The organism is Pseudomonas sp. HMSC067G02, assembly GCF_001813485.1.
In the GTDB taxonomy this organism is placed as follows: Bacteria; Pseudomonadota; Gammaproteobacteria; order Pseudomonadales; family Pseudomonadaceae; genus Pseudomonas; species Pseudomonas aeruginosa.
On record NZ_KV812637.1, the window covers coordinates 19,575 to 33,160 of the forward strand.

At 68.9% G+C, this 13,586-nt stretch carries 9 protein-coding genes; 6 read left to right on the forward strand and 3 right to left on the reverse strand.

What is annotated here, in order from left to right:
- Nucleotides 1–40: 40 nt before the first annotated feature.
- On the reverse strand, nucleotides 41–850 hold the full coding sequence (locus tag HMPREF2914_RS06785) for a class I SAM-dependent methyltransferase (RefSeq protein ID WP_023091917.1): 810 nt from the start codon (nucleotides 848–850) through the stop codon (nucleotides 41–43).
- Nucleotides 851–1,017: 167 nt separating this feature from the next.
- On the opposite strand from HMPREF2914_RS06785, the gene HMPREF2914_RS06790 reads away from it, so the two are divergent.
- The 6 genes from HMPREF2914_RS06790 to metE all read left to right on the forward strand — a co-directional run bounded on the left by HMPREF2914_RS06790 (nucleotide 1,018) and on the right by metE (nucleotide 12,407).
- A complete protein-coding gene (locus HMPREF2914_RS06790) occupies nucleotides 1,018–2,979 on the forward strand; it encodes a TonB-dependent receptor domain-containing protein (protein ID WP_023091916.1) in 1,962 nt (653 codons plus the stop codon).
- Nucleotides 2,979–6,824 (forward strand): cobaltochelatase subunit CobN, encoded by a 3,846-nt coding sequence (gene cobN, locus HMPREF2914_RS06795; RefSeq protein ID WP_023091915.1) that lies wholly within the window; start codon nucleotides 2,979–2,981, stop codon nucleotides 6,822–6,824. Before HMPREF2914_RS06790 ends, cobN begins: the two co-directional genes overlap by 1 nt.
- Nucleotides 6,821–7,297, forward strand: coding sequence for a MotA/TolQ/ExbB proton channel family protein (locus tag HMPREF2914_RS06800; RefSeq protein WP_023091914.1), 477 nt, complete (start codon nucleotides 6,821–6,823; stop codon nucleotides 7,295–7,297). Before cobN ends, HMPREF2914_RS06800 begins: the two co-directional genes overlap by 4 nt.
- Nucleotides 7,297–7,623 (forward strand): DUF2149 domain-containing protein, encoded by a 327-nt coding sequence (locus tag HMPREF2914_RS06805; RefSeq protein WP_003088238.1) that lies wholly within the window; start codon nucleotides 7,297–7,299, stop codon nucleotides 7,621–7,623. Before HMPREF2914_RS06800 ends, HMPREF2914_RS06805 begins: the two co-directional genes overlap by 1 nt.
- Before the next feature lie 80 nt (nucleotides 7,624–7,703).
- A complete protein-coding gene (locus HMPREF2914_RS06810; protein WP_031687608.1) occupies nucleotides 7,704–9,974 on the forward strand; it encodes an OsmC domain/YcaO domain-containing protein in 2,271 nt (756 codons plus the stop codon).
- Nucleotides 9,975–10,106: 132 nt separating this feature from the next.
- On the forward strand, nucleotides 10,107–12,407 hold the full coding sequence (gene metE, locus HMPREF2914_RS06815; RefSeq protein ID WP_003139809.1) for a 5-methyltetrahydropteroyltriglutamate--homocysteine S-methyltransferase: 2,301 nt from the start codon (nucleotides 10,107–10,109) through the stop codon (nucleotides 12,405–12,407).
- A 61-nt stretch (nucleotides 12,408–12,468) separates the two neighbouring features.
- Here metE and HMPREF2914_RS06820 read toward each other — a convergent pair whose 3' ends face one another.
- Complete coding sequence (locus HMPREF2914_RS06820) at nucleotides 12,469–13,038, reverse strand: GNAT family N-acetyltransferase (RefSeq protein WP_073668196.1); 570 nt, start codon at nucleotides 13,036–13,038, stop codon at nucleotides 12,469–12,471.
- Between the two features lie 46 nt (nucleotides 13,039–13,084).
- Entirely contained in the window at nucleotides 13,085–13,381 is a 297-nt protein-coding gene (locus HMPREF2914_RS06825) for a DUF7660 family protein (protein WP_003088248.1), read from the reverse strand.
- Between the last annotated feature and the right edge of the window lie 205 nt (nucleotides 13,382–13,586).

Below are 13,586 nucleotides of genomic sequence, written 5' to 3' on the forward strand. Positions count from 1 at the left end.
GTTCCATTGGAGGTATTCCCCGCGCCCGGGTGACGGCGTATCAGGCCTGGGCGAGGCGGGCGAAGACCACGTAGTTGTCCAACTGCTGCCAGACCGTGGCGGCCTCGGCGAAGCCCGCCTGGCGCAGGGCGGCGAGATGGAAATCGAGCGAGCAGTCTTCGTCTTCGCTGGCGCGCCTGAGCGGGCGCCGCGCGAAATGGGCGTCGCGCTGCGCCTTCAGCGGGGCCAGCCGGGGGATCTGCGCGGCGCGTTGCCACCAGTCTTCCCAACTGTCCGCGCCGCTGGCCACGGACGCCTCGAGGACCCGCTCGCGGTGCTTCCGGGACAATTCCGCGAGTCCCGGCCAGCGTCGGTCGTAGCGCATGTGGTCGGCGTTCAGCAGCACGCCGCCGGGGGCGAGCAGCTCGCCGGCCTGGGCGTAGAACCCGGCGAGTTCGGCGGGCGACAGCCAGTGCAACGCGGTGGAAGAGAGCAGCGCCGCGGGCCGTTCGCCGGCGAGGGACTCGCGCGCTTCGGCGACCCGTTCGGTCCAGCCTGGATCGGTGAGGTCGCACTCCACCACGCGGACCCGCTCGGCGAAACCGGCCAGCGCCGTACGCGCGATCTCCAGCAGCATGACGTCGGCGTCCAGCGCCACCACCCGCGCTGCCGGGAAGCGTTCGAGCAGGCGCCGGCCGAGGGAGCCCGGGCCGCAGGCGGCGTCGATGGCGGTGAAGCGCCCGTCGCGGCCGAAGAGGTCTTCGAGCAACTGGAACATCGCCTCGTAGCGCTCCTCGCGCTGGCGGATGTAGCCCTCCTGCTGGCGGTCCCAGCGTTCGAGGAGCGCCATGATCTGCTCGGTTGCGGTCATCTTTCCTCCTGGGGGGCATGCCCGGTTGAGAGTGGGGTCCTGTGCTTCGAGGGATACGGCGAGCGAGACGTTCCCTGGCCTCGATGAAGAAGAAACGGCGGGCATTCTTCATTCGACTAAATGTTATGTTATAACTTATAAATATTCATAATTCATACCTGCCGACCATGACCCCCCATTCCTCCCCGCACCGTCTTCCTCCGCTGCGGCTGGCCCGCGCCGTGCCGTTCCTCTACCTGCTTCCCTGCCTGGCGCTGGCCGCGCCGGTCGACCTGGAGCCGACGGTGGTCAGCGCCACCACTACCGAGCGCAAGCTGCGCGACGCCCCGGCCAGCGTTTCGCTGATCGCCGCCGAGGACCTGCGGCGGCGCCCGGTGCGCGACCTGCAGGAAGCCCTGCGCGGTTCGGAAAGCCTGCAGTTCAACGGCGTCGGCATGTCCCGGCGGGGCATCAGCGTTCGCGGCATGTCCAGCGAGCACACCCTGGTGCTGGTGGACGGCCAGCGGATCTCCACCTCGTCCGGGGCCATCGCCCATTCCGACTTCGACCTCGGCTGGGTGCCGGTGGAGAGCATCGAGCGCATCGAGGTGGTACGCGGACCGATGTCCTCGCTCTACGGTTCGGAAGCCCTCGGCGGAGTGGTGAACGTGATCACCCGGCGCGCCACCGATACCTGGACGGGCAGCGGCCTGCTCGATGGCGGCGTGCGCGAGGACGGCCTCGGCGGGCAGAGCCACCAGCTCGGCGCCTATCTCGCCGGGCCGCTGGTCCCCGGCAAGCTGGGCCTCGCCCTGAACGGCGAGAGCCGCCGCCAGCAGGAAACCCCGGACGCCGACGAGCGCCGGCTCTCCGAGCTGGAAGGCGGCAACGCCGACAGCGGCGGGCTGAACCTCAGCTGGACCCCGGACGACGCCCAGCGCATCGACCTCGGCCACCAGCGCGGGCGCGAACGACGCTGGCGCAACAGCGAGACCGGGGGGCCGCGCTCGCGCTACTACGAGTCGCGCGACGTGATCGAACGCGAGCGCTGGTCGCTCGCCCACAATGGCCAGTGGGACTGGGGCAGCAGCCAGCTGCGCACCTACCGCAACCGCCTGGAGCGGCACAACGCGCGTTCCGACGGACAACCGCCGAGCAACCCGCAGCGCCTTACCGACAGCGTGGTCGACGGCCACCTCAGCATGCCGGCCTTCGAGCGGCATCTCTTCACCCTCGGCGGCGAATGGCGCAAGGAAGAACTGGAGGATCGCTCGGTGAATACCGCCGGCGACGCCAGCGCGCGACACAAGGCGTTGTTCCTGCAGGACGAGATCGCCTTCGGCCCGGACTGGTCGCTGACCCTCGGCAGCCGCTTCGACAAGCACGAGGCGTTCGGCTGGGAAAGCAGTCCGCGCCTGTACCTGCTGCACCACCTTTCCGATGCGCTGACCCTGCGCGCCGGCGTCGGCCGCGGCTACAAGGCGCCGAGCCTGAAGCAGCTATCGCCGGAGTATGCGGCGGTCGGCGGCGGCGGGCGCTTCACCATCTACGGCAATCCCGACCTGAAGCCGGAGACCAATACGTCCTACGAACTGGGCGCCGACTACCAGGGCGACGGCTGGTCGCTGAAGGGCACGGTGTTCGAGAACGATGTCCGCGACCTGATCCAGACCGTCTGCGTAGCGCGCTGCGGGGTGCGCGGCGGCGAGGTGCGCAACTACGAGAACGTCGACAGGGCACGGATCCGCGGCCTCGAGCTGGGCGGCGGCGTGGACCTGCCGGCGGACCTGCGCTGGGAACTCAACTACACCTACCTCGACGCGCGCAACCGCACCGCCGGCAAGCGCCTCGGCGACCGCTCCCGGCACCTCGCCAACAGCCAATTGCGCTGGAGCCCCAATGCGCGCTTCAGCGCCCAGTTGCGTACCGAATACGTCGGCAGCCAGGTGGCCTACAGCAGCAACGTCGGCTACGCCTTGCCGGCCTACAGCCTGTGGCACCTGGAGCTGAGCCAGAAACTCAGCGAGAACCTGACGCTGCGCGGCGGCATCGAGAACCTTGGCGACCAGCGCCTGGCCGACGACGACACGCACTTCACCTATGCCGAACCTGGGCGGACCTTCCATCTCGGTCTGGTGGCGAGCTTCTGATGCGCCGTTCGCTACTCTTCTGCGGCGCGCTGCTGGCCAGTCTCTGTGCCTGGGCGGAGCCGGCCCAGGTGCGTCTGCTCAGCAGCGACTTCGTCCTTCCGGGCAAGCACCAGCGCCTAGCCGGTTGGGCGCGCGAGGCCGGTGTCGAGTTGCGCGGCCTGCGCCTCGGCATCGGCGATGCGCCGCCCGGCGACTGGCTGGACGGCGGCGACCTGCTGATCCTCGACACGCCGCGGCCGACCGATCGCGCCCAGGTCGAGCGGGCGCTGGGCGAGCGCTTGCAAGGCGGGACGCAACCCTGGATCCGCGTCGGCGGCGGTCCGCCGGGTTTCGGCAACCTGCCGGCGGCGCTGGGCGGGCGCCTGGTCGGCTACTACGCGAACGGCGGCGAAGCCAACCTGCGCCGGCTGTTCGAGGCGGTCCGACGCTGGCATGCCGGCCTGACCGTCGACGCGTTGCCGGCGCCGCAGCCCCTGGCGCAGGCCGGCTTCTATCATCCCGACGCACCGGCGCCGTTCGCCGGCCTCGCCGACTACCTGGCCTGGGGCGCCTCGCGCTGGGCCAGCGATGCCCCGCGCATCGCCTTCCTGATCCCGCGCGGCGCCATCGCCGATGCCCAGACCGGCGCCATCGACGAACTGTTGCGGCGTAGCGAGCGGCACGGCCAGGCGCCGCTGGCGGTGTGGTTCGACGACAGCGATCCGGAAGCGTTGAGGAAGTCCTTCGCTGGCGCCGATGTCCAGGCGCTGGTCAACCTGCAGCACCTGCAGAACGGCCCGGCGCGCCGTGCCGAGTTCCTCGCGCTGGACGTGCCGGTATTGCAGACCCTCGGCTACCGCGACGGCAACGAGGCCGACTGGCTGGCCGCCGCCAGCGGGGTGGCGCCGCGTACCGCGGCGGCCTTCCTCGGCATGCCGGAAACCTGGGGAATGAGCGATCCGCTGGTGATCAGCGCCTTGGAGAACGGCGAGCCGAAGCTGATGGCCGGGCAGGCCGAGGCCCTGCTGGACAAGCTCGACCGGCTGCTGCGCCTGCGTCGCCTGCCGGCGGCGGACAAGCACCTGGCGCTGATGTTCTGGAACCACCCGGAGGGCGAGAAGAACGTCGCCGCCTCGCATCTCAATGTACCGGCCAGCCTGGCCCGTCTCGGCGAAGCGCTGCGGGCGGCCGGCTACCGGGTTGCGACGAGCGACGAAAGCGCGCTGATCGATACTGCCCAGCGCCTGCTCGGCGGCTACTACCGACCGCAGACCCTGGACGCGCTGTATCGCGACGGCCTCGCCGCGAGCCTGCCGCTGGACGCCTACCTGCACTGGTTCGAGGCGCTGCCGGCGGATCTGCGCGAGGAGATGCGCGCGCGCTGGGGCGACCCGCGTCGACATTGGGCCTTGCGCGATATCGACGGCCAGCGACGCTTCGTGTTCCCGGCGGCGCGCCTGGGTAATCTGCTGCTGTTGCCGCAGCCGCCGCGCGCCGGCCGTCCGGGCGAGGCCTACCACGACAGCGCGGTGCCGCCGGACCATCTCTACCTGGCGGTCTACCAGTTCGTCCGCGAGGGTTTCGGCGCCGACGCGCTGATCCATTTCGGCACCCATGGCACCCAGGAATGGCTACCCGGCAAGGACCGCGGGCTGGCGGTGGGCGACTACCCGCTGCGGGCGCTCGGCGACCTGCCGGTGTTCTACCCGTACATCCAGGACAACGTTGGCGAGGCGATCCAGGCGCGCCGGCGCGGGCGCGCGGTCACCGTCAGCCACCAGACGCCGTCGTTCGCCCCGGCCGGGCTGTACGACGAACTGCGCGACCTGCACCAGTTGATCCACGAATACCAGCAACTGGACGAGGGCGCGGTGCGCGAACGCAGCGCCGAGCAGATCCGCGCGGCGGTGCGGGCGGCGCACATGAACGACGACCTGGGCTGGAGCGAGGCAGCGATGCGCGAGGATTTCCCGGCGTTCCTCGGCGTGCTCCACGACCACCTGCACCGACTGGCCGGCTCGGCGATGCCGCTGGGGCTGCACACCTTCGGTGTCGCCGCCTCGCCGGAGCTGCGCCTGGGCACCGTCATGCAGCAGCTCGGCGAGCCCTACTACCGCGCGCTCGGTCTCGACCCCGACGAACTGTTCGCCGCCGATTTCAGGGCGCTGCGGGAAGGTCGTGCCTACCGCACGCTGCAACGCTACCTGCGCGACGGCGGCGAGATCGCCAAGGTGGCCGATCCGCGCCTGCGCGAGCAGTTGCTGCGCGCCCGCGAACTGGACCGCCAGCTCGCCGACACCGGCGAACTGGAGGCGCTGCTCGCCGGCCTCGCCGGGCGCTTCGTCGCGCCCGGGCCGGGCGGCGATCCGATCCGCAATCCGCAGGTACCCAGCGGGCGCAACCTGTTCGCCTTCGAGGCCGACAAGGTACCGACCCGCGCCGCCTACGAAGCCGGCGCCGAGGCCTTCGGCCAACTGCTGGAAAGCTACCGCGCCGAGCACCAGGGCAGGGCGCCGGAAAAGCTCGCCTTCAGCCTCTGGTCGTCGGAAACCATGCGCCACCTGGGCATCGTCGAAAGCCAGGCGCTGCACGCCCTCGGCCTGCGCCCGCGCTGGGACGCCGGTGGCCGCCTGCTGGCGCTGGACATCGTGCCGGCGGCGGAACTGGGGCGTCCACGGGTGGACGTGGTGCTACAGGTGACCAGTGTCTACCGCGACCAGTTCGACGGCTTCATGCGCCTGCTCGCCGAGGCCATCGAGCGCCTCGCCGCGCTGGACGAGCCGGGCAACCCGCTGGCGCGCAACAGCCAGGCGCTGGAGCGGCGCCTGCGCGAACGCGGCGTCGAAGCGCCACTGGCGCAGCGCCTGTCGCGCCTGCGGCTGTTCGGCAATGCGCCGGGCGACTACGGCACCGGGGTCACGCAACTGACCCTCGACTCCACCCGCTGGGACGACGACTCGGCGCTCGCCGAGCAGTTCCTCGGGCGCTTGCAATACGCCTATGGCAGTCGCGACTGGGGCGTGAAGCTGGATGGCGGCAACCTGTTCGCCGAACAGTTGAAGGGCGTACAGGCGGCGATCCTCTCGCGCTCCTCGACGCTCAACGGCGTGCTCTCCACCGACCACCCGTTCGAGTACCTCGGCGGCCTGTCACTGGCGGTACGCCACCTCGACGGCGCCAGCCCGGCGCTGTACATCGCCGACCTGCGCCAGCGCCAGCCGCGCACCACGGCCGCCGCGCAGTTCCTCGCCAGCGAGCTGCGCGGGCGCTACCTCAGCCCGCAGTGGATCGCCGCGATGCAGCGCGAGGGCTACGCCGGCAGCCTGGAAATGCTCGACCTGGCCAACAACCTGTGGGGCTGGCAGGCGGCGGATCGCACCATGGTCCGCGCCGACCAGTGGCAGGCGTTGCACGACACCTTCGTCATGGACCGCCGCGAGCTGGGTCTCGCCGAGTGGTTCGAAACGCACAATCCGACCGCCCAGGCGCAGATCATCGCGCGCATGGCCGAGGCCATCCGCAAGGGCTACTGGGACGCCAGCGAGCAGACCCGCCGCGAACTGGCCGAGCGCTGGCGGCAACTGGCGGCCGCCGGCGCCGGCGAGGTCGGCGCGGCGACCACCCGTGAATTCATCGAACGGATGGCCGGCGGTTTCGGCGAGGCCGCGGCGCAGGCAGAGGGCGCGGCCGCGTCCGGTGCCGGCGAAACGGTCAGCGGCCGCGTCCTCGAAGAAGTCGCGCCGCCGCCGTCCGGCGAGCCGCAGCCGTGGCTCCGGCTGGCCGCCGCCGTGCTGCTCGCGCTGTTCGCCGCCGGCGCCGTCCGGCAATCCGTAGTCAATCGTCGTCCGATGGAAAATCGCTCATGAATGGTCTGGAAACCAGCCTCTACGAACTCACCCGCCTGTTCCTGCTGCCGGTGCTGCTGTTGATCCTCGCCGCGCTGGCCTACGCCTTCGTCGCCCTCGGCGGCTTCGCCATGGAAGCCTGGCAGCGCCGTCGCGGGCGCTACCGCTCGCGCCTGGCGGCCTGGCAGGCGCTGCATGGCGGCAACAGCGACGACCTCGAACTGTGGATCATGCAGCGCCTGGAATGGCTGCGGATCACCTCGCGCAGCGCGCCGATGCTCGGCCTGGTGGCGACCATGATCCCCATGGGACCGGCACTGCTGGCGCTGACCCGCAACGACGCCCAGGGGATCGGCGAGAACCTGGTGGTGGCGTTTTCCGCGGTGATCCTGGCCCTGGTCGCCGCCAGCATCACCTTCTTCATCCTTACCTTGCGTCGCCGCTGGCTGCTCCAGGAACTGCGCGCCGTCGAACGTGCGCGGGAGGCCGGCTGATGCGCTTCCTCGAACACGACGAGGCGGACGACCCGATCCTCTCGATGGTCAACCTGATCGACCTGTTCCTGGTGGTGATCGGCATCCTCCTGATCGTCATCGTGCAGAACCCGCTCAACCCGTTCAGCCAGGACAAGGTGGTGGTGGTCGAGAATCCCGGCGAGGCGGACATGCGCATGCTGGTCAAGGATGGCAAGGAGCTGAAGCGCTACCAGGCCAGCGGCGAGATCGGCGAAGGGCAGGGCAGCCGCGCCGGGGTGACCTACCGCTTGGCCGACGGACGGATGATCTACGTGCCGGAGAGCGGCGGGGAGGCCGGCAAGTAGCGACGCGTACGGCGGAGAGCTGGGACTTTTGCCCGGAGTTCCCGGATAATGGCCGGTTTCCGTTTCTCTTGGTGCTCGCCGTGGAAGTAAAGGTCAATTTTCTCGATAACCTTCGACTGGAAGCCAGGTTCGATGATTTCACGGTGATCGCCGACCAGCCGATTCGCTACAAGGGCGACGGCTCCGCGCCGGGGCCGTTCGACTACTTCCTGGCGTCGTCGGCGCTGTGTGCCGCCTACTTCGTCAAGCTGTACTGCCAGACGCGCAACATCCCCACCGACAACATACGTCTGTCGCAGAACAACATCGTCGACCCGGAGAACCGCTACCGGCAGATCTTCAAGATCCAGGTGGAACTGCCGGCCGACATCTCGGAGAAGGACCGCCAGGGCATCCTCCGCTCCATCGACCGCTGCACGGTGAAGAAGGTGGTGCAGACCGGGCCCGAGTTCGTCATCGAGGAGGTCGACAACCTCGATGCCGACGCCCAGGCGCTGCTGATGCCCGGCACCGATGCCGCCGGCTGCACGCGCATCCCGGGCAAGGACCTGCCGCTGGAGCAGACCATCGCCAACCTGTCGGCCATCCTCGCCGGCCTCGGCATGAAGATCGAGATCGCCTCCTGGCGCAACATCGTGCCCAACGTCTGGTCGCTGCACATCCGCGATGCGCAGTCGCCGATGTGCTTCACCAACGGCAAGGGCGCGAGCAAGGAAAGCGCGCTGGCCTCGGCGCTGGGCGAATTCATCGAGCGGCTGAACTGCAACTTCTTCTACAACGACCAGTACTGGGGAGAAGAGATCGCCAATGCGGCGTTCGTCCATTACCCGGACGAACGCTGGTTCAAGCCCGGCCGCGACGATGCGCTGCCGCTGGGACTGCTCGACGGCCATTGCCTGGCGATCTACGACCCCGACGGCGAGCTGCGCGGCTCGCACCTGTACGACACCAACTCGGGCAATGTGCAGCGCGGTATCTGCGCCTTGCCCTTCGTGCGCCAGTCCGACGGCCAGGTGGTGTATTTCCCCTCCAACCTGATCGAGAACCTCTACCTCAGCAACGGCATGAGCGCCGGTAATACCCTGGCCGAAGCGCAGGTGCAGTGCCTGTCGGAGATCTTCGAGCGTGCGGTCAAGCGGCAAATCCTCGAAGGCGAACTGGCGCTGCCGGACGTGCCGCCGGAGGTGCTGGCCAAGTACCCGGGCATCCTCGCCGGGATCCGCGGCCTGGAAGAGCAGGGCTTCCCGGTACTGGTCAAGGACGCCTCGCTGGGCGGCGAATTCCCGGTGATGTGCGTGACCCTGATGAATCCGCGCACCGGCGGCGTGTTCGCTTCCTTCGGCGCCCACCCGAGCTTCGAGGTGGCCCTGGAGCGCAGCCTGACCGAACTGCTCCAGGGGCGCAGCTTCGAAGGCCTGAACGACCTGCCCCAGCCGACCTTCGAAAGCCATGCGCTGACCGAGCCGAACAACTTCGTCGAGCATTTCATCGATTCCAGCGGCGTGGTGTCCTGGCGCTTCTTCAGCGCCAAGGCCGATTTCCCGTTCGTCGAGTGGGACTTCACCCGGCAGGGCGAGGCTGCCAACGCCGAGGAAGCCGCGACCCTGTTCGGCATCCTCGAAACCATGGGCAAGCAGGTCTACATGGCGGTGTACGAGCACCTCGGCGCTACGGCCTGCCGGATCCTGGTGCCGGGCTACTCGGAAATCTATCCGGTGGAAGACCTGATCTGGGACAACACCAACAAGGCCCTGGCGTTCCGCGAGGACATCCTCAACCTGCACCGCCTCGACGACGCAGCGCTCGGGGCGTTGCTGGAGCGCCTGGAAGACTGCGAGGTGGACGACTACACCGACATCACCACGCTGATCGGCGTCGAGTTCGACGACAACACGGTCTGGGGCCAACTGACCATCCTCGAGCTGAAAGTGCTCATCGGCCTCGCCCTGAAGCGCTTCGAAGACGCCAAGGAAGGCGTGGAGGCGTTCCTCCAGTACAACGACAACAGCGTCGAGCGCGGCCTGTTCTACCAGGCGCTGAACGTGGTGCTGGAGGTCGTCCTCGACGACGAGCTGGAGATCGCCGACTACGAGGCCAATTTTCGCCGCATGTTCGGCGACGCGCGGATGGACGCCGCGCTGGGCTCGGTGGACGGCAGCGTGCGCTTCTTCGGCCTGACGCCGACCAGCATGAAGCTGGAAGGGCTCGACCGGCACCTGCGGCTGATCGACAGCTACAAGAAGCTGCACGCGGCGCGAGCCAGGATGCAGCCCGTGGTCGACGGCGAGGCCGGCGCTGCCGCGGCTGGCGGCCTCAAGCCTCGGCGCATGGCGATCCGCAAGCGCAAGTGAGGAGGGCGCCGAGGTCAGGGTGCGAGGATGATCATGAGGGAAACTTGATTTCATCACGAAGAAATTGAGTTTGTCTCATGGCATGAGTCTCCCGAGAATCCCTCCATCGACCTTTCGACTGGAGGAACACCCATGGCCCTGGCCCACACTCTCGGCTTCCCACGCATCGGACGCGATCGCGAACTGAAAAAAGCCCAGGAAGCGTTCTGGAAGGGCGAGCTGGACGAGGCCGGCCTGCGGGCCGTCGGCCGGCAGCTGCGCGCCGCCCACTGGCAGGTACAGAAGGACGCCGGCATCCAGTTGCTGCCGGTCGGCGATTTCGCCTGGTATGACCAGGTGCTGACCCATTCGCTGACCTTCGGCGTGATCCCCGAGCGCTTCCGGGCGCACGGCGAGGCCGGGCCGACCCTGCATACCCTGTTCGGCATGGCCCGTGGCGTCAGCGACGACAGTTGTTGCGGCGGTGCCCATGCCCAGGAAATGACCAAGTGGTTCGACACCAACTATCACTACCTGGTCCCCGAGTTCAGCGCCGACCAGCAGTTCCAGCTGAGCTGGGAACAACTGTTCGAGGAGGTCGACGAGGCCAGGGCCCTCGGCCACCAGGTGAAGCCGGTGCTGATCGGTCCGCTGACCTACCTGTGGCTGGGCAAGGCCAAGGGCGCCGAGTTCGACAGGCTCGACCTGCTGGACCGCCTGCTGCCGCTCTACGGCCAGATCTTGCGTCGTCTCGCCGGCCAGGGCGTGGAGTGGGTGCAGATTGACGAGCCGATCCTGGTCCTCGACCTGCCGCAGGCATGGAAGAATGCCTTCGAGCGCGCCTACAATCTGCTACAGAGCGAGCCGCTGAAGAAGCTGGTCGCCACCTACTTCGGCGGCCTGGAAGACAACCTGGGCCTGGCCGCCAACCTCCCGGTGGACGGCCTGCACATCGACCTGGTGCGAGCGCCGGAACAGTATCCGAGCATCCTCGACCGCCTGCCGGCCTACAAGGTCGTCTCGCTGGGCCTGGTCAACGGGCGCAACGTCTGGCGCTGCGACCTGGAAAAAGCCCTGGAGGTGGTGCGCCATGCCCGGGAGCGCCTGGGCGAGCGGCTGTGGGTCGCGCCGTCCTGCTCGCTGCTGCACAGCCCGGTGGACCTGGAACGCGAAGACGGGCTGGACGCCGAGCTGAAGAGCTGGCTGGCCTTCGCCGTGCAGAAGTGCCGCGAAGTCGCGGTGCTGGCCCGTGCCGCCACTGAGCCGGAAGCCGCCGAGGTGCTTGCCGCCCTGGAAGAGAGCCGTGCGGTCCAGGCCAGCCGCGCTTCCTCGCCGCGAATCCACAAGCCGGCCGTGCAGGCGCGCCTGGCCGCGATCAAGGCAAGCGACGCCCAGCGCCGCTCGCCGTTCGCCGAACGCATCGCCAGGCAGCGTGCCGGGCTCGACCTGCCGGCGTTCCCGACCACCACCATCGGCTCCTTCCCGCAGACCTCGTCGATCCGCCTGGCCCGCCAGTCGTTCAAGCAGGGCAAGCTGAGCGAGGCCGAGTACATCGAGGCGATGCACAGCGAGATCCGCCATGCGGTGCAGATCCAGGAACAACTGGGGCTGGACGTGCTGGTGCACGGCGAAGCCGAGCGCAACGACATGGTCGAGTACTTCGCCGAGCAACTGGACGGCTACGTCTTCACCCGCTTTGGCTGGGTGCAGAGCTACGGCTCGCGCTGCGTGAAGCCGGCGGTGATCTATGGCGACCTGAGCCGTCCGCGGGCCATGACCGTGGAGTGGATCAGGTACGCCCAGAGCCTTACCGACAAGGTGATGAAGGGCATGCTGACCGGCCCGGTGACCATGCTGATGTGGTCCTTCCCGCGCGAGGACGTGTCTCGCGAGGTGCAGGCGCGCCAGTTGGCCCTGGCGATCCGCGACGAAGTGGTCGACCTGGAGGCGGCCGGCATCAGGATCGTGCAGATCGACGAGGCGGCTTTCCGCGAAGGCCTGCCGCTGCGCCGCAACGCCTGGCCGCACTACCTGGAGTGGGCCACCGAGGCCTTCCGCCTGTGCGCCTCCGGAGTCCGCGACGAAACCCAGATCCATACGCACATGTGCTACAGCGAGTTCAACGATGTGATCGAGTCCATCGCCGCCATGGACGCCGACGTGATCACCATCGAGACCTCGCGTTCGGACATGGAGCTGCTGGAGGCCTTCGAGCAGTTCGACTACCCGAACGAGATCGGTCCGGGCGTCTACGACATCCATTCGCCGCGCGTGCCGAGCCGGGAAGAGATCGTCGCGCTGCTGCGCAAGGCAGCCCGGCGGATACCCGCCGAGCGGCTCTGGGTCAACCCGGACTGCGGCCTGAAGACCCGCGCCTGGCCGGAAACCGAGGCAGCGCTGGTGAACATGGTCGCCGCCGCCCGCGAACTGCGTGGCGACCTCGCCCGCGGCTGACCGGTAGGCCTGGTGAGCGGAACGGGACGCCTGGCGTCCCGTTCCGCGTTTGCACGTCGGTTCAGCGCGGAGCGTCCACCAGCGCCCGTAGCACATGGTCTTCCCAGACCCCGGCGATCTTCAGGTAGGCGCGGGCGTAGCCCTCCCTCTCGAAGCCGAGGCTTTCCAGCAGGCGCTCGCTGCGTGCGTTGCGCGGCAGGTGGCTGGCCATGATCCGGTGCAGGCTGAGCTGCTCGAAGCAATACCGGTTGGCTACCCGCAGGGCACGCGCCATCAGGCCGCGGCCCTGAGCCGCAGCGGCCAGGGAAAAGCCCAGGTGGCAGGCCTGGAATACCCCGCGGACGATGTTGGTGTAGCTGCAGCGCCCCAGCACCTCGCCGTCGTCGGGATCGAGCAACAGCAGGAGAAGCGCCTCGCCTTCGTCCATGCTCGCCACCTGTAGCAGGGTGCGGGCGCGGGCGTTGTCCACGGAAAAATACCCCGGGTCGCGCAGCGGCTCCCACGGCGCCAGGTGCTCGCGGTTGGCGTTCTCGTAGCGGCTGGTCCGGACGAAATCGTCGGGTTGCAGCGCGCGCAGGAGGAAGTCTGCGTCGCGATGCAGTATCGGCACCTGCCGCCGGTTGCCCGGCAAGCCCCTCGGGTAGCCGGGCGGGAAGGGCGCCAGGGCGGACTTGAAGTCATTCATAGAACTTGCCCGCCAGCATCAGTTGCGCCGCGCGCCGCCAGGCATTCTCCGGCCTGGAATAGCCCGGCAGGCCGTCGCGGGAGTCCTCGCCCCAGGTCGCGGCGGCATCGAGGAAGCCACCGATGCTGCCGTTCTCCCAACCCAGCGGGCTGGGGCCGAACGGTTTCGGCGGGTTGGCGGCGGCGAGGCGGCGGTCTTCCTCCCAGTCCGCCGCCAGCGCGGCGAGGAAGCGCAGGTAACCCGCTTCGTCCTCGACCTGTTCGGCCAGCGCGTAGAGATCGGTTGCCATGTGCTTCCTCCTGGAGGTGGGGGTCGGGGGACGACGGCGCGAGGTCGAAGCGCGGTCAGGCCGGGCGCCTCTGGCCAATGCCGGCCTTGGCCACCGCGATCGGCAGGGCGTAGCGATCATAGCGCGGGCCGGCGCTTGCGTGGCTCGCGCCTGGCTGATGGCGCGGGCGCGGGGCCCCGCCCGGCAGGGGACGGACGGTGCCGCG

Coding starts and splice junctions, on each gene's coding strand:
- HMPREF2914_RS06785 (WP_023091917.1), bottom strand. CDS start 850: ATGACCGCAACCGAGCAGATCATGGCGCTCCTCGAACGCTGGGACCGC.
- HMPREF2914_RS06790 (WP_023091916.1), top strand. CDS start 1,018: ATGACCCCCCATTCCTCCCCGCACCGTCTTCCTCCGCTGCGGCTGGCC.
- cobN (WP_023091915.1), top strand. CDS start 2,979: ATGCGCCGTTCGCTACTCTTCTGCGGCGCGCTGCTGGCCAGTCTCTGT.
- HMPREF2914_RS06800 (WP_023091914.1), top strand. CDS start 6,821: ATGAATGGTCTGGAAACCAGCCTCTACGAACTCACCCGCCTGTTCCTG.
- HMPREF2914_RS06805 (WP_003088238.1), top strand. CDS start 7,297: ATGCGCTTCCTCGAACACGACGAGGCGGACGACCCGATCCTCTCGATG.
- metE (WP_003139809.1), top strand. CDS start 10,107: ATGGCCCTGGCCCACACTCTCGGCTTCCCACGCATCGGACGCGATCGC.
- HMPREF2914_RS06825 (WP_003088248.1), bottom strand. CDS start 13,381: ATGGCAACCGATCTCTACGCGCTGGCCGAACAGGTCGAGGACGAAGCG.